Annotated in this window: 21 protein-coding genes; 6 read left to right on the plus strand and 15 right to left on the minus strand. The window is 72.2% G+C overall.

Annotated elements, in window-relative coordinates; all coding sequences use genetic code 11:
• Positions 1-112: 112 nt before the first annotated feature.
• Genes pcaH through QNA09_RS21340 form a run of 6 tightly spaced genes read left to right on the plus strand, consistent with a single transcriptional unit; the run spans position 113 to position 5,970 of the window.
• Positions 113-832, plus strand: coding sequence for a protocatechuate 3,4-dioxygenase subunit beta (pcaH, locus tag QNA09_RS21315; protein WP_010595730.1), 720 nt, complete (start codon positions 113-115; stop codon positions 830-832).
• Positions 825-1,421 carry a protocatechuate 3,4-dioxygenase subunit alpha gene (gene pcaG, locus QNA09_RS21320; protein WP_010595731.1) on the plus strand — a complete coding sequence of 199 codons (597 nt, stop codon included), beginning with the start codon at positions 825-827 and terminating at the stop codon, positions 1,419-1,421. The genes pcaH and pcaG overlap by 8 nt, the downstream gene beginning before the upstream one ends.
• Positions 1,422-1,434: 13 nt before the next feature.
• Positions 1,435-2,775 carry a lyase family protein gene (locus tag QNA09_RS21325; RefSeq protein ID WP_010595732.1) on the plus strand — a complete coding sequence of 447 codons (1,341 nt, stop codon included), beginning with the start codon at positions 1,435-1,437 and terminating at the stop codon, positions 2,773-2,775.
• Complete coding sequence (gene pcaD, locus QNA09_RS21330; protein ID WP_308072069.1) at positions 2,772-3,938, plus strand: 3-oxoadipate enol-lactonase; 1,167 nt, start codon at positions 2,772-2,774, stop codon at positions 3,936-3,938. Before QNA09_RS21325 ends, pcaD begins: the two co-directional genes overlap by 4 nt.
• A complete protein-coding gene (locus QNA09_RS21335; RefSeq protein ID WP_010595734.1) occupies positions 3,935-4,732 on the plus strand; it encodes an IclR family transcriptional regulator in 798 nt (265 codons plus the stop codon). Before pcaD ends, QNA09_RS21335 begins: the two co-directional genes overlap by 4 nt.
• Before the next feature lie 26 nt (positions 4,733-4,758).
• Positions 4,759-5,970: an acetyl-CoA C-acetyltransferase gene (locus QNA09_RS21340; RefSeq protein WP_191902676.1), complete on the plus strand. Its 1,212-nt coding sequence runs from the start codon at positions 4,759-4,761 to the stop codon at positions 5,968-5,970.
• A 54-nt stretch (positions 5,971-6,024) separates the two neighbouring features.
• Here QNA09_RS21340 and QNA09_RS21345 read toward each other — a convergent pair whose 3' ends face one another.
• From QNA09_RS21345 to QNA09_RS21415, 15 genes are all read right to left on the minus strand, one after another.
• The gene (locus QNA09_RS21345; RefSeq protein ID WP_119700123.1) at positions 6,025-7,308 is read right to left on the minus strand and encodes an MFS transporter; all 1,284 of its coding nucleotides are present in this window, start codon (positions 7,306-7,308) and stop codon (positions 6,025-6,027) included.
• 52 nt (positions 7,309-7,360) lie between these two features.
• Positions 7,361-7,765 carry a RidA family protein gene (locus QNA09_RS21350; protein ID WP_010595737.1) on the minus strand — a complete coding sequence of 135 codons (405 nt, stop codon included), beginning with the start codon at positions 7,763-7,765 and terminating at the stop codon, positions 7,361-7,363.
• The gene (locus tag QNA09_RS21355; protein ID WP_017679754.1) at positions 7,762-8,085 is read right to left on the minus strand and encodes a hypothetical protein; all 324 of its coding nucleotides are present in this window, start codon (positions 8,083-8,085) and stop codon (positions 7,762-7,764) included. The genes QNA09_RS21350 and QNA09_RS21355 overlap by 4 nt, the downstream gene beginning before the upstream one ends.
• Positions 8,082-9,176, minus strand: a complete 1,095-nt coding sequence (locus QNA09_RS21360) for a Rieske 2Fe-2S domain-containing protein (RefSeq protein WP_040270992.1) — start codon at positions 9,174-9,176, stop codon at positions 8,082-8,084. The genes QNA09_RS21355 and QNA09_RS21360 overlap by 4 nt, the downstream gene beginning before the upstream one ends.
• A gap of 1 nt (position 9,177) precedes the next feature.
• Positions 9,178-9,420, minus strand: a complete 243-nt coding sequence (locus QNA09_RS21365) for a recombinase-like helix-turn-helix domain-containing protein (protein ID WP_003934497.1) — start codon at positions 9,418-9,420, stop codon at positions 9,178-9,180.
• Positions 9,421-9,876: 456 nt separating this feature from the next.
• Entirely contained in the window at positions 9,877-11,562 is a 1,686-nt protein-coding gene (locus QNA09_RS21370) for a thiamine pyrophosphate-binding protein (protein ID WP_308072070.1), read from the minus strand.
• A 30-nt stretch (positions 11,563-11,592) separates the two neighbouring features.
• Entirely contained in the window at positions 11,593-12,378 is a 786-nt protein-coding gene (locus QNA09_RS21375; RefSeq protein ID WP_048771479.1) for an SDR family oxidoreductase, read from the minus strand.
• A gap of 39 nt (positions 12,379-12,417) precedes the next feature.
• Entirely contained in the window at positions 12,418-13,155 is a 738-nt protein-coding gene (locus QNA09_RS21380) for an SDR family oxidoreductase (protein ID WP_017679757.1), read from the minus strand.
• The gene (locus QNA09_RS21385) at positions 13,155-13,925 is read right to left on the minus strand and encodes an alpha/beta fold hydrolase (RefSeq protein WP_017679758.1); all 771 of its coding nucleotides are present in this window, start codon (positions 13,923-13,925) and stop codon (positions 13,155-13,157) included. The genes QNA09_RS21380 and QNA09_RS21385 overlap by 1 nt, the downstream gene beginning before the upstream one ends.
• Positions 13,922-14,923: a VOC family protein gene (locus QNA09_RS21390; protein WP_010595747.1), complete on the minus strand. Its 1,002-nt coding sequence runs from the start codon at positions 14,921-14,923 to the stop codon at positions 13,922-13,924. The genes QNA09_RS21385 and QNA09_RS21390 overlap by 4 nt, the downstream gene beginning before the upstream one ends.
• A 17-nt stretch (positions 14,924-14,940) precedes the next feature.
• The gene (locus QNA09_RS21395; RefSeq protein ID WP_048771697.1) at positions 14,941-15,828 is read right to left on the minus strand and encodes a PDR/VanB family oxidoreductase; all 888 of its coding nucleotides are present in this window, start codon (positions 15,826-15,828) and stop codon (positions 14,941-14,943) included.
• A gap of 105 nt (positions 15,829-15,933) precedes the next feature.
• Positions 15,934-16,446: a cupin domain-containing protein gene (locus tag QNA09_RS21400; RefSeq protein WP_010595749.1), complete on the minus strand. Its 513-nt coding sequence runs from the start codon at positions 16,444-16,446 to the stop codon at positions 15,934-15,936.
• A 29-nt stretch (positions 16,447-16,475) separates the two neighbouring features.
• Positions 16,476-16,847: a RidA family protein gene (locus QNA09_RS21405; protein ID WP_010595750.1), complete on the minus strand. Its 372-nt coding sequence runs from the start codon at positions 16,845-16,847 to the stop codon at positions 16,476-16,478.
• Positions 16,844-18,403: an aldehyde dehydrogenase gene (locus tag QNA09_RS21410; RefSeq protein ID WP_308072071.1), complete on the minus strand. Its 1,560-nt coding sequence runs from the start codon at positions 18,401-18,403 to the stop codon at positions 16,844-16,846. Before QNA09_RS21410 ends, QNA09_RS21405 begins: the two co-directional genes overlap by 4 nt.
• Before the next feature lie 241 nt (positions 18,404-18,644).
• Positions 18,645-19,166 carry a MarR family winged helix-turn-helix transcriptional regulator gene (locus QNA09_RS21415; protein ID WP_010595752.1) on the minus strand — a complete coding sequence of 174 codons (522 nt, stop codon included), beginning with the start codon at positions 19,164-19,166 and terminating at the stop codon, positions 18,645-18,647.
• Positions 19,167-19,230: the final 64 nt, after the last annotated feature.

The raw sequence follows: 19,230 nt of genomic DNA on the forward strand, positions 1-19,230 counted from the left end.
TTTCGATACTGTTTCAGTTTCGAATATTGATTCGTGCCGGGTGACCCACTAGCCTTGTACGCATAGCGTCCCTCCGTCCATATCGCGAACACGCGCCGAACACCGAGGTCTCATGCTTCATCTGCCGCCCCGCTTTGCGCGCCCCGACGGCGCACACCCGCCGCTGGACTTCCCCGACTACCGGACCACCGCGCTGCGCCGCCCGGCCCAGCCGCTGACGCTGATCCCGCAGCGCCTCGGCGAACTCACCGGACCCGTCTTCGGCGAGGACCGCGTGCAGGAGGGCGACGCCGACCTGACCCTCGCCCACGGCGGCGAGGCCGCCGGGCAGCGCATCATCGTGCACGGCCGGGTGCTCGACAGCGACGGCAAGCCCGTCCCGCACACGCTGCTCGAGGTGTGGCAGGCCAACGCCGCCGGCCGGTACCGGCACGTGAACGACAACTGGCCCGCCCCGCTCGACCCGCACTTCGACGGCGTCGGCCGGTGCGTCACCGACGCCCAGGGCAACTACCGGTTCACCACGATCAAGCCCGGCGCCTACCCGTGGCGCAACCACCACAACGCGTGGCGCCCCGCCCACATCCACTTCTCGCTGTTCGGCACGGCGTTCACCCAGCGGCTCGTCACCCAGATGTACTTCCCCGACGACCCGATGTTCTTCCAGGACCCGATCTACAACTCGGTGCCCGCCGAGGCACGGCACCGCATGGTCAGCGTCTTCGACTACGACGCCACCGTCGACAACTGGGCCCTCGGATTCCGTTTCGACATCGTCCTGCGCGGCCGCGAGGCCACCCCCTTCGAGAACGAGGAGGACGACGATGAGTGAGTTCGCTCCTCGTTACCCCGTCACCCCCGGCGACCAGAGCACGGCCACCTTCGGCCCCACGCCGTCGCAGACCGTCGGCCCGTACTGGAAGATCGGCCTCGACTGGGGCGCCGACGGTGAGAACGTCGTCCCCGCCGACACGCCCGGCCGGATCACCGTGCGGATCACCGTGATCGACGGTGACCGTACGCCGATCGCCGACGCGATGGTCGAGACCTGGCAGGCCGACGCCGACGGCCGGTTCGGCACCGACGGTTTCCGCGGCTTCGCCCGCAGCGCCGCCGACGAGACCGGCACCGCCACCGTCTACACGATCAAGCCCGGCGCCCACGAGTCCGACACGGACGCCGACGAGGCGCCGCACCTGAACGTCGGGATCTTCGCCCGCGGCATGCTCGATCGTCTCTGCACCCGCCTGTACTTCCCGGAGGATCTCGCCGCGCACGCGACCGACCCGGTGCTCGCCGCGCTGCCGGAAACGCAGCGGCGCAAGCTGATCGCCGAGAAGTCCGACGACGGGTACGTCTGGACCGTGTACGTTCAGGACCTCGATCCGAACGGTGTGGAGACGCCGTTCTTCGCGATCTAGACGGGAGCGTGTCTTGACCGTGCCGGCGCAGTCCGACCCCACCCGCGGTGCCCTCTTCGACCCCGTGTTCGGCGCCGCCGACCTCGCGCCGCTGCTGTCCGACCGCGCGTGGATCACCGCCCTGCTCGAGGTGGAGGTGGCGATCACCCGCGCCGCCGAGAAGCACGGTCGGGCGACCCCCGCCGATGTCGTCGCCGTCGCCGCCGCGGCCGACGACCTCGGCCGCGACCTGGACCCGGCCGAACTGGGCCGGCTCTCGGCGGCCGGGGGCAATCCGGTGATCCCGCTGGTGAAGATCCTGCGGGCGCGCGCGGACGCCCCCGCCGCCGCGGTGCACGTCGGGGCCACCAGCCAGGACGTCCTCGACTCCGCGCTGATGCTGCTCGCCCGCGAGGCCGGCCGGCGCGTCGTCGCCGAGCTGCGCGACGCCGCCGACGCCGCGGCGCACCTGGCCCGCCGGCACCGTGACACCCCGACGGTCGCCCGCACCCTCGGCCAGCAGGCGCTGCCCACCACGTTCGGCGCCCTCGCCGCGACGTGGCTCGTCGCACTCGACGACGCCACCTCCGAACTGGACCGCGCCCTCGGCGATCTGCCGGCCCAATACGGCGGAGCAGCAGGAACTCTCGCGGCCGTGCACCCCGACGGACTCGCGTTCGCGGACACCCTCGCCGACCTGCTCGGCCTCGCCCGGCCCCTCGTGCCGTGGCACACCGCCCGCACCCCGGTCACCCGGCTCGCGACGGCGCTCGGCGTCGCCGCCGGTGCTGTCGCCAAACCCGCCACCGACGTCGTGCTCATGGCCGCCACCGAAGTCGGCGAGGTGAGCGAGGACGCGCCCGGCGGTTCGTCGGCGATGCCGCACAAGCGCAACCCGGTCGCCGCGATCACCGCCCGTGCCGCCGCCCGCCGGGTACCCGGCCTGGTCGCGACCGTGCTCGCATCGACCGACCACGAATTCGCCCGCGCCGCGGGTGCGTGGCACGCCGAATGGGAGCCGCTCACCGACCTGTTGCGCCTGACCGGCGGTGCGGCACATCAGCTTTCGACCAGCCTCGGCGGACTGCACGTCCACCCGGACGCACTCGCCCGCAACCTCGACCGCACGGGCGGCGCGATCCTCGCCGAGAAGGTCACCGCCGCCCTGGCCCAGCACACCGACGAGGCCCGCGACATCGTCACCGCCGCCGCGCAGACCGGCACCCCCCTCGACCGCGACCCGGCGATCACCGGACACCTCGGTGCCGACCGGGTCCGCGCCCTGCTGGACCCCACCCGCTACCTCGGCCACGCCGGCGATCTCGTCGACCGTGCCCTCGCCCACCACGACCGGCTCCTCGGAGGACAAGCATGACAGTCACGCTCGACTACGAACAGTACGGCGACCCCGCGGCCCCGCCGGTCGTGCTGCTCGGCTCCCTCGGCTCCGACCGGTCGATGTGGACGCCGCAGATCACCGCGCTGTCCCCGATCGCGAACGTCGTCGCCGTCGACCACCGCGGGCACGGCAAGTCACCCGTCGTCGACGGGCCCTACACGGTGGCCGATCTCGGCGGCGACGTCGTCGCGCTCCTCGATTCCCTCGGCCTCGACTCGGTGCACTTCGTGGGCCTGTCGCTCGGCGGTGCCGTCGGCCAGTGGCTCGCCGCGCACCGTCCCGAGCGCATCCGCACCCTGACGCTGCTGTGCACGTCCGCCGCGTTCGCCCCGGCCCAGCCGTGGCTCGACCGCGCCGCGACCGTCCGCGCCGACGGGCTGGCATCGATCGCCGAGTCGATCGTCGGCCGCTGGTTCACCCCCGAACTCGCCGAACGCGACCCCGAACTCGTCGCACGGCACGTGCAGATGGTCTCCGGCACGAGCGACGAGGGATACGCCGCCTGCTGCGAGGCGCTCGCGACGTGGGACGGGCGCCCCGACCTGGCCCGCATCGTCACGCCCACCCTCGTCGTCGCCGGCGAGCAGGATCCGGCCACCCCGCCGGCCACCATGCAGCTCATCGCCGACGGCATCGCCGGCGCCGACTTCCACGTCGTCGGCCCGGGCGCGCACCTGGCCAACGTCGAGCAGGGCGGCCGGATCACCGCCCTCATCCGCGAGCACATCACCCGCGCGACGCCCGCCGGTGCGCAGCGCACCGCCGCGTTCGAGCAGGGCATGCGGGTGCGGCGCACGGTCCTCGGCGACGCCCACGTCGACCGGGCCGTGGCGTCGGCCACCGAGTTCACCCGGCCGTTCCAGGATTTCATCACCCGCACCGCGTGGGGCGATGTGTGGTCGCGGCCGGGCCTGGACCACCACACCCGCCGGCTGCTGACCCTGGCGATCCTCACCGCCGTCGGCAACGAACACGAACTCGACATGCACATCCGGGCCGCGCTGCGCGCCGGAGCCGACCCCGACGAGCTCGTGGAAGTATTCCTGCACACCGCGATCTACGCGGGAGTGCCGAACAGCAACCGGGCCTTCGCGCTCGGCCGGCAGGCACTCGCAGACGGCGAGGGGAGCACCACATGACGATGACCCACGGCGAACCGATCGCGGCGTCGCCGGACTACGTGCAGTCCCTCGCCCGCGGACTGTCCGTCATCAAGGCATTCGACGCCGAGCATCCGCGCCGCACCCTGAGCGAGGTCGCCAAGGCCACCGACCTGACCCGGGCCACCGCGCGACGGTTCCTGCTCACCCTGGTCGAGCTCGGATACGTACGTACGGACGGCTCCCAGTTCTGGCTGACGCCGCGCGTGCTCGAACTCGGCTACAGCTACCTGTCGAGTCTGACGCTGCCGGACGTCGCCCGCCCGCACCTCGAGGCGCTCGCCCAGAAGGTGCACGAGTCGACGTCGGTGTCCGTGCTCGACGGCGGCGACGTCGTGTACGTCGCGCGGGTGCCGGTCAGCCGCATCATGACCGTCTCCATCACCATCGGCACCCGCTTCCCGGCGCACGCCACGTCGATGGGCCGGGTGCTGCTGGCCGGCCTGTCCCCCGCCGACCTCGACGCCTACCTCGCCACCGCGACGCTCGAGCCCCTCACGTCGCGGACCCTCGTCACTCCCGATGACCTGCGCGCCGAGCTCGACCGGATCCGGCGGGACGGCTACTGCATCGTCGACCAGGAGCTCGAGGAGGGCCTGCGGTCGCTGGCCGCACCCATCCGCGACGCCTCGGGTGCCGTCGTCGCGGCCGTGAACATCTCCACCCAGGCCGCCCGCTACAGCCTCGACGCCGTCCACAGCGACCTCGTGCCCGCTGTGGTCGACACCGCGGCGGCGATCTCGTCCGACCTCGCCCGGACCCAGAACCACTGACCCCGATTCCCCGACAAGGAAGTGCCATGCGCGACGTCGTGATCTGCGAACCCCTCCGTACCCCCGTCGGCCGCTTCGGCGGCGTCCTGAAGGACGTCGCGCCGGAAGACTTGGCCGCCACCGTGATCCGCGAGCTCGTCGCCCGCACCGGCCTCGCCGGCACGGACGTCGACGACGTGATCCTCGGTCAGGCCTCGCCCAACGGCGAAGCTCCCGCGCTGGGCCGCGTCGCCGCATTGAACGCCGGTCTGGGCGTCGAGGTTCCGGGACTGCAGGTCGACCGGCGCTGCGGCTCCGGGCTGCAGGCGATCCTGCAGGCCGTCATGCAGGTCCAGTCCGGCGGCAGCGACCTGATCCTCGCCGGTGGCGCCGAGTCGATGAGCCAGGCCGAGTTCTACGCCACCGGCATGCGGTGGGGCGTCAAGGGCGAGGCCGTGGCCCTGTCCGACCGGCTGGCCCGCGCGCGGGTCACCGCCGGCGGCCGCGACTTCCCGGTGCCCGGCGGCATGATCGAGACGGCGGAGAACCTGCGCGCCGAGTTCTCCCTCAGCCGGGCGGACCAGGACGCCCTGGCGGTGCAGTCGCACCAGCGGGCCGTCGCCGCGCAGAAGAACGGCGTCTTCGCGCAGGAGATCGTTCCCGTGGCGGTGCCGCAGCGCAAAGGTGAACCGCTCGTCGTCGACACCGACGAGCACCCCCGCGCCGACACCAGCATCGAATCGCTCGCCACGCTGCGCCCGATCCGGGCCAGGATCGACCCGGAGTCGACCGTCACCGCCGGCAACGCCAGCGGCCAGAACGACGGTGCGGCCGTCGCGATCGTCACCACCGCCGAGAAGGCGGCCCAGCTGGGACTGCGCCCGCTGGCCCGGCTCGCGAGCTGGGCGGTGGCGGGAGTGCCGCCGCGCACCATGGGCATCGGCCCGGTGCCGGCCACCGAGAAGGCCCTCGGCCGGCTCGGCCTGACCCTGGCCGACATGGACGTGATCGAGCTCAACGAGGCGTTCGCCGCGCAGACCCTCGCCGTGACCCGCAGCTGGGGCCTCGAGCCCGACGACACCCGCCTGAACCCCAACGGCTCCGGCATCTCCCTCGGCCATCCGGTCGGCGCGACCGGCGGCCGCATCCTCGCGACCCTGCTGCGCGAACTGGACCGTCGCGGGGGGCGCTACGGCCTCGAGACGATGTGCATCGGCGGCGGCCAGGGCCTGGCCGCGGTGTTCGAGAAGGCGGCGTAGCCGCCGGTGTGTCCTTTGGGCTGCCAGGGCAGCCCAAAGGACACACCGGCCGCGTCAGCGGCGGGCGGGCACGACGGCGGGTTCCGTCTTCGAGAGCGCGTTCGGCGCGGTGATCCGGCCGAGCACCGCGATGAGGACCAGGGCGGCCAGGACCGGGACGCAGGCGACGAGGACGATGGTGCCGGTGGGGACGCCGAGGCCGATCAGTGCGCCGCCCAGGACGGGCCCGACCACGGAGCCGAGCCGGCCCATCGACGCCGACCAGCCCACCGCCGTCGTCGCGGTGGCCTGCGGATACATCGAGACCGACAGTGCGGTCTGGCCGATCATGCCCGCCTGGACGCCGAGCCCCACTCCACCGAAGACGATCAGCAGCAGCACCTTGTCGGCGCCGAGGAACGCGGACACGACGAGGAAGACGATCGCCAGCGACGTCGTGACCACGAGCACCGACGACATCCGGAACCGCAGCGCGCCGATCATCAGGACCGCCGCGCCGACGATGCTGCCGATACCGAGCGCCGCCGACCCCAGCGGCGCGAGGCTCGCCGAGAACCCGTAGCTCGTCAGCAGCGTCGGCAGCCACGACGAGAAGATGTAGTACACGGTGAACATCAGGAACGAGAAGCCCCACAGCAGCAGCGTGCGGCTGCGCAGACCGGGGTCGAACAGGCGCGCGACGGAGGCCTGCCGCGCCGCCGACGTCGTGGCCTCCGGTGCGGGCCCACCGGCGGCGGCGCGTCCGTCGGGCAGTCCGATCCGCAGCAGCGGCAGCAGGACGGCGGATGCGGCGGCGCCGGCGAGGAACACCGACTCCCAGCCGAACGCGGCGATCAGGCGCGTGCCGACCAGGCCGGCGAGCAGCGCACCGAGCGAGATGCCCATCGTGACGAACACCGCGATGGACTGCCGCAGCCGGGGCGGATTGAGCACCGTCGCATGCGACACGGCGGCGGGCAGCACCGCGCCGAGACCGAGTCCGGTCAGCACCCGCAGGGCCGTCAGTTCGGTGATCGTCGACGCGAACGCGGTCAGCAGCGAACCGACGGTGAACACCACCACGGCCGCCAGCACGACGCGGCGGGCACCGAACCGGGCGACGAGCCGGCCGCAGGCGAGGTAGCCGAGCGCGACGCCGGCGCTGGTCAGCGACAGCGCGGGAGTGAAGTGGGACGGGGCGACGCCCCAGTCCCTCGCGAGTGCCGGGACCGACAGGCCCAGGGCGATCGTGTCGTAGCCGTCGAGGACGACGGCGACGAAGGTCAGGACGAGGACCAGCCAGTTGGGCGAGTCCTCATCGGTTCGGGTGAGGGACGGTGTGCTGTCGGTTCCGCGCATGATGGCGTCCTCGGGTCGGTCGATGCCCTGCCACGGGCGTCGAAACGGAAGATTACGCGTCCGCCGTCGCGGTCGCTGAGATGATGCCCTGTGCCTCGACCTCGACGCCGAGGCCGGCCTCGACCAGGGCCGACACCTCGACCAGGGTCGAGCACGGGAAGTCGCCGTGGAACACCTCCGCCCGGGCCCGCCCGACGGCGGCCTTGTCCGCGATGTCCGTGACGTAGATGCGCAGGGCGAGGATGTCGTCGACCTGCGCCCCGCAGGCTTCGACCAGGACGCGGGTGCGCCGGAACGCCTCCCGCGCCTGCCGGTAGACGTCGCCGCCGCCGACGGGACCGTCGGGGGTGCCGGCGTGCATACCGGAGACGAAGAAGTGCCGGCCGACGACGCGGGCGTTGCTGAACATGCCCGGCCGCGGGGGTTCCGGGACGGACGGGTGGCCGACGCGGCTCATCGGACCACCCGTGCGTCGGATTCGCGGGTCAACCGCTCGCGTACCGGCACGAAGTCGTAGGTCGGGTAGCACTCGGTGCGGAACACGCCCCACGCGCGACGCTCGAGTTCGACGTTGACGGCGGCCAGCCGCTCGGCGGGCAGCCGCAGGGTCACGATCTGGCCGATCCCCATCGCGACGACCCACGAGACGACCTCGCACCCCTCGGGCGGGAACCCGTGCCACCAGTCCGCGTCGTCGAGCCGGCCCTGCAACTGTTCGAGGTTCCGGCTCTGGTCGTGCCGCAGGACGACGGTGAGCATCAGGGTCCCGCCGCTCATGCCGGCACACCCGCGAGCACGGCCGCCTGCTGCTTCGCGTCGGCCCGGTAGATCCGGCGGATCCGGGAGACACCGAGGTCGTGCTGGTAGAGGTGTTCCTCGACGTCGGCGTCCGCGGCCAGCGCCTCGAGGACGGCGCGGTCCTGTTCGAGGACCTCCCAGTGCCGTTCCTCGAGCCGGGTCCGGTACAGGAAGCGCCACGCCTCCCGTTCCCAGCCCGACACCCGCCGGGTGCGCCAGTGGAAGATGGCGGAGTGGTCCCGGTCGATCGGGGTGCACATCCCGACGATGCCGAAGACCCCGCCGGGACCGGCGTTGGGGGCGTACGGGATCTCGAGGTCCACGTAGTCCATCGATCCGCGCACGAATTCCACCCAGTCGAAGTTCACGCCGCGCTGGTCGGTCTTCTCGAAGAAGAACCCGCGGTCGGTCTCGCGGATCCGGAACCGCGCCGAGGTATCGCCGCCGAACATCGAGTGCGAATTGCGGTGCAGGAACGCCCCGTGCATCGGGTCGAGCACGTTGTCCATGTAGAACCGCCACGGCCCGGCCCACTCCGCGTAGTTCGGGAACCACGACACCTCGTCGTCCGCGAGCCGGTCCGGCAGCACGAACGGGGTGGGCACGGAGTCGTGGGTCAGGGGCACGAACGCGAAGATCGTGTCGGCGGCTTCGACCACCGACAGCGACGCGGTCGCGCGTTTGCCCTCGAGCGCGCATCCGGGCATGCCGGGCACGGAGACGACGGTGCCGGTGCCGTCGACCTGCACGCCGTGGTACAGGCAGGCGACGCGGTCACCGAGGTGCTGGCCGACGGACAGCGGCGCGCTGCGGTGCGGGCACCGGTCCTCGAGCATGTGGACTGCGCCCCGCGCGTCGCGGAACAGCAGCCAGTCCACGCCGAGGCGGGTGACCTTGACCATGGCGCCCGGTTCGACCATGCGCGACGGGAGGATCGGATACCAGCGGTCGCGCAGGCCGGTCGCGGCGATCTCGTCGGCGTCCATCGGCCGGCGGGTGCCGACGGCGAATCGGGGTCCGGTCGGGCGCGAGCCCCCGGGGGTGGTCTGTGTGGTCTCGAAGGTGGTCATGTCATCTCCCCAGTCGTCGCATCTCGGCGCGGAAGGTGTCCTCGGTCCAGGGCCGGCCGTCGGGGCCGTGCAGCCCCAGGCCGTTGAGTCCCTCGACGACACCGGGCAGGTCGTGGGTGCCGGTCCCGAAGATCTCCATCAGGGAACCGGCGAGCTTGTCCTCGTAGGGGGTCAGCGGATCGGGATGGGTCTGTCGGGGTTCCAGGTACGGTTCGGCGGATCGTGCCGTCGCGGTGCGGTTCACGCGAGAACTCCTTCGATGTGGGGGTGGGGGCGGCGAGCCCGGAGCGGTAGCGGGCGGCGAGTCCCTCGGCGATGGCGGCGAAGGCGCTCGCCCATTCGGCGAACGACTCGGGCCGCGTGAGGTGGACGGGCGCCGGACATCCGTCGACGACGACGAAGACTCCGTTGTCGATCTCGCCGGCGAGGCGCTGCGGTACGGACAGATCGGTGTCGTCGCCGAGCGCGGAGGCCACCACCAGGGTGGGGACGGTGATCCGGCCGAGGACGCCGGCGACGGTGTCGACGTCGAGCACGGGATCGGCGAGGATCAGGCTGCGCAGCAGGGATTCGTGACGGTCCGCCGCGCGCAGGGCGGGTTCGGCATCGGCACCCGCGGCGCACAGGTGCACCGCGCGGCCGTCGCGCAACGCCGTCTCGGCCTGCCCGCCGGCCCACCAGAGCGCCTCGGCCGGCGAGTTCATCGCGCACCTCCCGTCGGCACGTGCACCGGTGGGACGAACGGTCCGGGCGGGGGGTCGAGTGCGGTCACGTCGACCTCGACGAGGGCGGGCCGGCGCGCCGCGACCGCCTCGGCCAATGCGGCCTCGAAGACGCCGGGCCGCTGCACGAGGGTGTACGGCATGCCCATCGACGCGGCGAGCAGATCGAACCGCGGCGTGTGCAGGTCCACCCCGGACCGACAGAAACCGTTGGCCTCCTGCATGTTCCGGAGAACGCCGTAGCCGCCGTCGTTGAACACCAGCACGACGCACCACGCGTCGGTGCCGGCGAGCGAGGCGAGCTCGCCGAGGTGCACGGCCAGACCGCCGTCCCCGGCCATCACGACCGTCGGCACGTCCCGGCGGGCCTGGGCCGCACCGAGTCCCATGGCCAGGCCCTGCCCGATGCCGCCGCCGAGCGGGAAGATGTTGGTCTCCCGCTCGTAGAACGGCAGCAGGCGGTTGCCCCACTGGCTGGACGGGATCGTCACGTCGCGGGCGACCACGGACCGGCGGGGCAGCACGCGGCGCATGCCCTCGCAGATCTCGGCGTAGCCGCCGATGTACTCGGTGAGTGCGGCCCGGCTGCGCTCGCGCACCGTTCGGACCCGGGCCGCCCAGTCGTCGCGCCGGCCGGCGCCGTCGAGCGCGTCGAGGATGCCGCGCAGTGCCGTGCGGGCGTCGGCGACGATGCCGACCGTGGCCGGATACACCCGGCCGATCGCGGCGGGATCGACGTCGATCTGCACCTGGGTCGCCGGCAGTGCGAGGTGGTAGCTCTTGGTCTCGTTGGACCGGAAGTGGGTTCCGACGGCGAGCAGGACGTCGGCGTCGGCGAGGAGCCCGGCGACCTCGGGGGAGGCCGCGAAGTTCCCGACGACGAGGTCGTCGTCCTCGGACACGATGCCCCGTCCGGAGTTGCTGGTGAGAATCCCGGCCCCGAGCCGGTGCGCGAGGGCACGCAGTTCGTCGCCGGCGCCGGCGGCACCCCCACCGAGCCACAGCAGCGGCCGCTCGGCGGAGGCGAGCACCGCGGCGGCGCGGTCCAGCGCAGCAGCGTTGGGGGCCGGTGGCCGTGCGATCCGGGTATCGGCCGCCCGCTGCTCGTCCGGCGACGCCAGATACTGCAGGTCGGTGGGCCATTCGACACTCGCCGGCCCCTGCGGTGCCGACAGGACGCGGCCGATCGCGGCCTCGAGTTCCGCCTCGGCGTCCTTGGCGTCGGTGATCGTCGCCGCGTAGGCGGACACGGCATCGAGCATCTGCCGTTGCCGGGGGAATTCGTGGATCACGCCGCGGCTCGACGAGGCCGGTTCGGGCGTGAGGAATTCGCTTTCGATCTGGCCGGTCACGTGCAGGACGCGGCTGCCGGCGGTGAGCGCCTCTATCATCGATCCGGCGGCGTTGCCGGCGCCGGTTCCGGTGCTCGTCAGTGCCACGCCGATGCGGCCCGAGGCGCGGGCGTACCCGTCCGCGGCGTTGACCGCCGCGGCCTCGTGCCGCACCTCGACGAAGTTCAGGTCGCGGGCGACGGCCTCGACGAGGGGCAGGTTGTGGATGCTGACGACGCCGAACGCGGTGTCGATGCCGTGCCGGCGCATGACCGACACGAGGACGTCGCCGCCGGTGGTGCGCCGGGCCGGCTCGGTCGAGGGGGTGTCCATGGTTCCTCCGTTGCAGATGACCGCTGGGGGTCAGACGTAGCGTCCGACTCCGCCGCCGACGTCGACGGTCGCGCCGGTCACGTAGCTGTTGCGGGGTGAGAGCAGGGTGGTGACGGGGAAGGCGACCTCGTCCGCAGTTCCGAAGCGGCCCAGTCCGATTCCGCGGTCGGCGGCGATCTCGGCGCTCCACTCGTCGAAGTCGCGGCCGGCGCCGGATTCGGCGTGCCGGCGCTGCCACTGGCCGGTGTCGACGAGGCCGAGCAGCACCGAGTTGACGCGGATGCCGTCGGGGGCGAGTTCCCCGGAGAGGGACTGCGCCAGGTTGAGCAGTCCGGCACGGGCGGCCGAGGTGACGGCGAGCCGCAGTTCGGGTTGCCGCGCGAGGATCGCGTTGACGACCACCACGGAGGCCGCATCGGACTTCGCGAGCGCCGGCCGGGCCGCGCGGATCAGATGCAGCGCGCCGAAGATCTTGAGCTCGAACTCGTCCCGGATCTGCTCGTCGGTGGTGTCGGTGAGTGTCGACATCAGTGAACGCCCGGCGTTGCACACCACTCCGTCGATGCCGCCGAACCGGTCGACGACCGCATCGGCGAAGGCCTGCACGGAGTTCCGGTCGGTGACATCGCACGCGGCGGTCAGGACGTCGGCCGGGTCGGCCGCCAGGGTGGCGGCGGCGCGGCGCAGGCGTGCGAGGTCGCGGGCGCAGAGTGCGACGCGGGCGCCTTCGGCGGCGAGCATCCGGGCGGTGGCGAGGCCGACCCCGGAACTCGCGCCGGTGACGATCACCGTGCGTCCGGTGAGGTGCAGGTCCATGGGTTCTCCGTGAGTTCGGGTGCTCGCCGGGCGAGCAGGTCAGTTCAGGACGAATCCGCCGTCGACGACGACGGTCTGGCCGGTGACGAAGGCGGCGTCCTCCGAGAGGAGGAACCGGACGACCCCGGCGACGTCCTCGGGGGTCTGGTCGCGCGGGAGGGCGCGGCCCTGCGCGTAGGTGGCGTAGCGGGCGGCGGGAACGGACTCGGTGGCCTCGACCCGGACGAGCCCGGGGGCGACGGCGTTGACCCGCACCCCGTGGGGGCCGGCGTCCCGGGCCATCGAACGGGTCATCGCGACGACTGCGCCCTTGGAGGCGACGTAGTGGACGAGCCGCGGTGATCCGTAGAACGCCACGTCGGATGCCATGTTCACGATCGCGCCGCCGGCGGCGGCGAGCAGCGGCCACAGGTGTTTGGTCACGAGCCAGGTGCCGCGCACGTTGACCGAGGTGATCCGGTCGAACTCGGGTTCGGGCAGTTCCCAGAAGGCGTCCCCGCCGACACCGTCGGCGACGGCGGCGTTGTTGACCAGGCCCACCAGCGGCCCCTCCTCGGCGACGCGCACCGCCAGAGCGCGCACGGACGCGGCGTCCGCGATGTCCGTGACCACCGCGATCGCCTCGCCGCCGCGGTCGCGCAGGGCGGTGGCGGCGGCTTCGGCGTTCGCCGCGTTGCGCTCGGCGATCACCACGCGCCGTCCCTCGGCGCACAGCCGTTCGGCGATGCAGTAGCCGAGTCCGCGCCCGGCACCGGTCACCACGACGGTTCCGCTCATCACGCCACCTCTTCCCAGAATCGGACGAGTGCGCCGGCGACCAAACGGGGCTGCTCCTGGATCGCGGCGTGACCCGCACCGGTGACGACGGTGAGCCGCGCCCCGGGAATGGCGTCCGCCAGGAGTTGCGACTCGGCGACGCCGGTGACGCGGTCGTGCTCGCCGACCACCACGAGGGTGGGGACGGCCAGCGTGTGCAGGATCGGCCCGTGGTCGGTCGACGCCATGCATTCGGCGGCGGCCGCGTACCCGGCGGGGCGGACGGCCGCCATGTCGGCGGCGACGCGAGCCCGCACGTGCTCGGCCGCGTCCGGTGCGGTCAGTTTCGGTGCGCGTTCGGCCGCGAAGCGCTCGGGGCCGGCGGCGCGCAGCGCCGGGACGCGGTCGCGCATGGCGGCGGCGCGGGCGGGTGACGTGCCCGAGCCCCGGGTGCTGTCGGCGAGGACGAGCGTGCGGACCCGGCCGGGCCGGCGGCGCGCGACCTCGAGCGCGACGACACCACCCCAGGACGTTCCGACGAGGTGAACGGGCCGGTCCGGGTCGATGTCGTCGAGGACGGTCAGGACGTCCCCCGCGTGGTCGTGGTGGACGCCGGCCGGGTCGGCGGAGCGACCGTACCCCGCGGCATCGAGCCGGTAGGTCGCATGTCCGCGGGCCGCGAGTTCCGCCGCGAGCGGTGCACAGGAGTTCGCGTTCCCGCCGATGCCGTGCAGCATCAGCACCGGATCTCCCGTCCCGAGACGCTCGACGTGCAGGTGCGCGGGGGTCACGACAGCGCCCCGGCCGCGACGGCGGCCCCGTAGAAGTAGCCGGCGTCGCGGGCCTCGACACGGTCGCGGTGCCCCGGGTCGGGGCTGCCCGCCATGGCGGAACGCACGGTCGTGGTGGGCGGTCCGGCCGTCCCCCACTGGTCGGACAGTTCCGGGGTGCGCTTCCAGGTGCGGCACAGCCAGGCGTCCTCGTCGATCTGGGCGACCTCGGAGGTGTACTCGCACACCAGGCCTGCCGGGTCGGTGAAGTAGGAGAAGGTGTTGTCGCCGGGACCGTGCCGGCCCGGGCCCCACTGCGGCGCGATGCCGTGGGCCTTCAGGCTGCCGATGCCGCGCATGAAGTGATCGAGGCTCTGCATCTCGTACGCCACGTGGTTGAGTGAGGGCCACGGCGCCCGGTTGAGCGCGATGACGTGGTGGTCGGAGTTGCAGCGGAGGAAGGACATCTGCCGCTCCGACCAGTCGGAGACCCGCATGCCGAGCACCTGGGTGTAGAAGGCGGTGGTGCGTTCGATGTCGGTCGTGTTGAGCACGACGTGGGCGATCTTGCGGGGAACGGCGCGGCGTCCCGCCGGTTCCTGCTCGGTGACGGCGTGGGTATCGGCCGACAGCTCGAGGCAGCGTCCCTCCGGATCGACCAGTTGCAGCCCGTAGCCGCCGCCGGCGTCGTCGAGGGGGCCCGGTGTGCGCAGCATCGGGATGCCGAGCCGGTCGAGGGCCAGTGCGGCGTCGTCGATCTCACGCGGGGTGGCGACGGCGAGGCTGATGCGCCCGAGGGCGTTGGTCTCCCCCCGTTCGACCGTCAGCACGTGGTGCTCGGGGCCGGTGGCGCGCAACCAGAATCGATCCCCGTCGGCCTCGACGGTCGTCAGCCCCCAGGCCTCGTGGTAGAAGTCCCGCGAGGCGGCCGGATCCGGCACCGACAGGGTGACCGAGCGCAGGGCGCGCAGCCGGCAGACGGGCGAGTCGCTGTAGCGCGGAAGTTGGTGGTGATACATGCGTTCCGGTTCCCTTCTCACAGATCCAGCACGAGTTCGGCAGAGCGGCACCGGGACACGCACGGAAACATCGTCGATCCGGCGGCGTGCTCGGACTCGGTGAGCAGGAAGTCGCGGTGGTCCACGTCGCCTTTGATCACCCCGACTTCGCACGTCCCGCAGATACCTTCGGTGCACGAGTTCGGCACGGGCACACCGGCGGCGGTGAGGGCGTCGAGCACCGACACGGTCGGCGGCACCGGGATGCGCCGGCCGGTGCTCTCGACGATCACGTCGAAGGCGGTGTCCTCCCCCGAGCGCGGCGCCGGTTCCGGGGCCGCGAACCGCTCGGTGCGGACCTGACCGGGGTCCGGGACCGCGGCGGTGACCGCATCGATGAGCGGTGCCGGTCCGCAGCAGTAGACGACGGCGGTCGGGGCGAGACCCGACAGCGTCCCCGCGAGGTCCGGCAGACCACCGGCCTCGTCGTCGGCGTGGACGGTCACCTGCCCGGTGGGTCCGGCGGCGATCTCGTCGACGAACGCCATCGCCGCCCGGGAGCGTCCGGCGTAGAGCAGGCGCCACGGCCGTCCCTCGGCCCGCAGTTGCCGCATCATCGCGACGATCGGGGTGATGCCGATACCGCCGGCCACGAGGACGTGTTCGGTCGCGGCGTCGTCGAGGGCGAAGGCGCTGCGCGGTCCGTCGACGTCGATCTCCGCGCCGATCTGCAACGATTCGTGCACGTAGGCGCTGCCGCCGCGGGAACGCTCGGCGCGCAGCACCGCGACCGACCAGCGCGTGGTGTCCTGCGGATCCGAGCACAGCGAGTACTCGCGCACCACCCCGTTCGGCAGGTGCAGGGCGAGATGCGCACCCGGCTGCCACTGCGGCAACGCGGCGCCGGTCGGATCGACGAACGTCACGCTGGTGACTCCGTCTGCCTCCCAGGTTTTCTGGTGGACGCGGAGGCGACGTCGGACGGACTGCTCCATCGGGGATCTCCCTGTCGGCGGGTCTTCTCGGTGGCGTCAGCGGGTGACGCCGTACATCTCCGAGCTCGGCGGGTAGGTGGGCAGCTGCGGCTTGGCGGCGCCGATGATCACGCAGAACAGCGCGTCGGTGTCGCCGACGTTCGCGAGGCTGCGCGGCACTCCGGCGGGCACGCGGATCATGTCGCGGTAACCGAGCCGGCGGACGGCCTTGCGGGTGCCGTCCTCGACGTCGTGGACCGCGACCTCGAGCTCGCCCTCGAGCACGAAGAACACCTCTTCGACGTCGTGGTGGGTGTGCTCGGGCCCCACCGCGCCGGCGGGCAGCCGCATGTTGGACAGGGTGAAGTGCTCGGCGGGCAGCGTGCGGGCGTCGCCCTCGTGGTTGCCGGTGGCACCGGACCCGATGTAGCGGATCTGGGCGCGCTTGAAGCGGTCTCCGCCCTTGGCGGCCTGGAAGCCGAGGGTGTCCCAGTCCTCGTAGCGGCTGTCACGGCTGGCGATGCAGGAGTCGATGAGGGTTTCGAGATCGGTCTTCTCGGGTGCGGCCATGTCGGTGGTCCTTTCGTGCGGTGGGTGGTTCAGGCGCGGTACGCGACGGCTTCGATCTCGACGGTGGCGCCGTAGGGCAGGGCGGCGACCTCGACGAACGAGCGGGCTGGGCGGGGAGCGGCGAAGATCTTCTCGTAGTGGCGGTTCGCCTGGTCGCGGAGCGTCACGTCGGTCACGAAGTACGTCGTCTTGACGACGTCGGACAGGGTCATGCCGATGGTCGCCAGGCGCTCGCCGAGGCGGGCGATCGCGGCGTCGAGGGCGGCGGTCGTGCCGTCGACGGCGATGCCGTGTTCGTCGACCGACAGGGCGCCGGAGACGAACCCGAAGCCGGCGGCGGCGTAGGCGGGACTGTACGGGTGAGCGGTGCGGTCGTGGGTCGCGGTCGTCGAATCGGTCACCGGGAGGGGTCCTTTCGGGTTTCTGTCGGGTCGGGGGTGGCCCAGGCGATCGGTTCGCCGGACAGGTCGAGGTAGATGCTCTTCTGGTCGCAGTACTGACGGATGCCCTCGCGTCCCTTCTCGGTGCCGAGACCGCTGTCGCCGAGACCGGTGAAGGGAGTCGAGATGCTGAACTGCTTGTAGGTGTTGATCCAGACGGTGCCCGCCTTCACCGCGCCGGCCACGCGCCACGCCCGTCGGTAGTCCGCGGTCCAGATGCCGCAGGCCAGCCCGTACACCGAGTCGTTCGCCTGCGCGATCAGGTCCTCCTCGTCGTCGAAGGGCAGCACGACGGCCACCGGGCCGAAGACCTCCTCGCGGCAGATCGTCGCGGCGTTGTCGACCCCGGTGAGCACCGTGGGCGGGTAGTACGCACCGCAGGTGAGCCGTTCGTCGGTCGGGATCGCGCCCCCGCACAGCACCCGGGCCCCGTCGGCGACGGCGTCGTCGACCATGGCGGCCACCCGGTCCCGGTGGGCGAAGGTGACCAGCGGGGCCACCCGGGTGCGCGGGTCGGTGCCGGGTCCGAGGCGCAGCGCCGCTGCGCGCCGGACGAGTTCGGCGGTGAAGGTCTCGGCGATGCTGCGGTGCACGAAGATCCGCGATCCGGCGATGCAGCTCTGCCCGGTCGAGGAGAAGATGCCGTAGAGCACGCCGGCGACGGCCTGTTCGGGGTCGGCGTCCTCGAACACGATCGTCGGGGACTTGCCGCCGAGTTCGAGCGTGATCGGCATGAGCTTGTCGGCGGCCAGGTGCGCGAGGTGGCGACCGGTGTCGGTGCCGCCGGTGAAACTGACCTTGGCGACATCGGGATGCCGGACCAGCGCCTCACCGACCGTGCGCCCCGAACCCGGCAGGACCGAGAGGACGCCGGCGGGCAGACCGGCCGACTCGCAGATGCGGGCGAGGAGCAGGGTCACCCACGGGGCCCACACCGGCGGCTTGCTCACGACGGCGTTGCCGGCGGCGAGCGCGGGGGCGATCTTCTGTGCGTCGGACGCGATCGGGGAGTTCCACGGCGTGATCGCGGCGACGACACCCATCGGCTGGTACGTCGACATGGTCAGCCACGGCCCCCGGGGCGTGGTCACGGCCGAGTCCATCGTCTCGAGAGCGGCCGCCGTGTAGCGAAAGGTGTTGGCGGCGCTGGCAACCAGAGCCCGGGTCTCGGCCAGGGTCTTGCCCGTGTCGAGGGTCTGCAACCGGGCGACGCGTTCGGCCTCGCCGTCGAGGGCGTTGCCGATGCGGTGCAGCACCCGGGCCCGTTCGTGCGGGAGCAGCGACGACCATCCGCCGTGCGCGGCCCGAAGTCCCTCGGTGACAGCTTGGTCGACGTCGTCGACGGTCGCCGTGTGCAAGCCGGCGAAGACCCGGCCCGTCGCGGGGTCGATGGAGTCGAGGCGCTCCCCGAGGCCGCGCCGCCAGCGGCCGGCGACGAGGATCTCGTCGACCGTGTCGACGGACTCGGCGTGCTCGGCGGTTCCCGCCTGGAGGGGGGACGCGTATGCAATGGGCATGAGGGAGGTCCGTTCGGTGGGGAGGGACGCGGACCACGGTGTTCGCGGTGGGTGGTGCGCGCCGAATCGATATCTTTGCACTAAGAGATTTGTAGCGTCTTAGCGCAAAGAGGTCAAGGCTCGAACGCCCAGATCAGCCGGTTGTTACGCCGCATTCACGGCCGCGAAACGGAGGAGACGCAGGTCACAGCGGCGTGGCGGGCGTCATAGCCCTTCTCGAAATTTTTTGTCGGCCGGACCGTCAGACCCGACGATCGGCACCCGAATCGGCAGCAGCATCGAACTCGGCCGCGCGGGCAGAGCGCTCCAGACGGGCGAGCAGACGCGCCAGCGTCTCGCGCTCGCCCGCGTCGAGGTCGCCGAGCATCGCGCGCAGTTTGGCGAAGTGCGCGTCGGCCACCGAGTCGACGAGCGCGGCGCCGGCAGAGGTGAGCTCGACGTACACGACGCGGGCGTCCTGGCTGTCCTTCGATCGGGTCACCAGGCCCGCCTCCTCGAGCCGGTTCACCCGCAGCGACAGCCCTCCGGTGGTGACCAGCGTCTGCTCGGCGAGCTCCCCCGCGGTGAGCCGATGATGGGGCACTGCGCGGCGCAGGCAGGCGAGGACGTCGAATCCCGAATCGTTGATCCCGTGCTCCTCGAAGGTGGGCGCGATCCGGGCCTTGTAGACGAGGAAACTCCGATGCAGACGCCCGAAGACCTTCAGCCCCGAGACGTCGAGTTCGGGACGGGCCACCGCCCAGTGCGCGACGATGGCGTCCACGGCGTCGCGTTCTCCAGGCTCTCCCACAATGCCGGGAGTCTACCCGCGGCGCGGTCGGTGAACG

Origin of the sequence: Rhodococcus sp. AH-ZY2, from assembly GCF_030916465.1 — a bacterium.
Classification (GTDB): domain Bacteria; phylum Actinomycetota; class Actinomycetes; order Mycobacteriales; family Mycobacteriaceae; genus Rhodococcus; species Rhodococcus ruber.

Excerpts from the sequence above, each read along its gene's own strand:
- QNA09_RS21380 (WP_017679757.1), bottom strand. The coding sequence starts at position 13,155 with ATGAGCGGAACCGTCGTGGTGACCGGTGCCGGGCGCGGACTCGGCTAC.
- QNA09_RS21390 (WP_010595747.1), bottom strand. The coding sequence starts at position 14,923 with ATGTATCACCACCAACTTCCGCGCTACAGCGACTCGCCCGTCTGCCGG.
- pcaH (WP_010595730.1), top strand. The coding sequence starts at position 113 with ATGCTTCATCTGCCGCCCCGCTTTGCGCGCCCCGACGGCGCACACCCG.
- QNA09_RS21370 (WP_308072070.1), bottom strand. The coding sequence starts at position 11,562 with ATGGACACCCCCTCGACCGAGCCGGCCCGGCGCACCACCGGCGGCGAC.
- QNA09_RS21410 (WP_308072071.1), bottom strand. The coding sequence starts at position 18,403 with ATGCCCATTGCATACGCGTCCCCCCTCCAGGCGGGAACCGCCGAGCAC.
- QNA09_RS21335 (WP_010595734.1), top strand. The coding sequence starts at position 3,935 with ATGACGATGACCCACGGCGAACCGATCGCGGCGTCGCCGGACTACGTG.
- QNA09_RS21400 (WP_010595749.1), bottom strand. The coding sequence starts at position 16,446 with ATGGCCGCACCCGAGAAGACCGATCTCGAAACCCTCATCGACTCCTGC.
- QNA09_RS21375 (WP_048771479.1), bottom strand. The coding sequence starts at position 12,378 with ATGGACCTGCACCTCACCGGACGCACGGTGATCGTCACCGGCGCGAGT.
- pcaD (WP_308072069.1), top strand. The coding sequence starts at position 2,772 with ATGACAGTCACGCTCGACTACGAACAGTACGGCGACCCCGCGGCCCCG.
- QNA09_RS21345 (WP_119700123.1), bottom strand. The coding sequence starts at position 7,308 with ATGCGCGGAACCGACAGCACACCGTCCCTCACCCGAACCGATGAGGAC.
- QNA09_RS21340 (WP_191902676.1), top strand. The coding sequence starts at position 4,759 with ATGCGCGACGTCGTGATCTGCGAACCCCTCCGTACCCCCGTCGGCCGC.
- QNA09_RS21360 (WP_040270992.1), bottom strand. The coding sequence starts at position 9,176 with ATGACCACCTTCGAGACCACACAGACCACCCCCGGGGGCTCGCGCCCG.
- QNA09_RS21355 (WP_017679754.1), bottom strand. The coding sequence starts at position 8,085 with ATGAGCGGCGGGACCCTGATGCTCACCGTCGTCCTGCGGCACGACCAG.
- QNA09_RS21350 (WP_010595737.1), bottom strand. The coding sequence starts at position 7,765 with ATGAGCCGCGTCGGCCACCCGTCCGTCCCGGAACCCCCGCGGCCGGGC.
- pcaG (WP_010595731.1), top strand. The coding sequence starts at position 825 with ATGAGTGAGTTCGCTCCTCGTTACCCCGTCACCCCCGGCGACCAGAGC.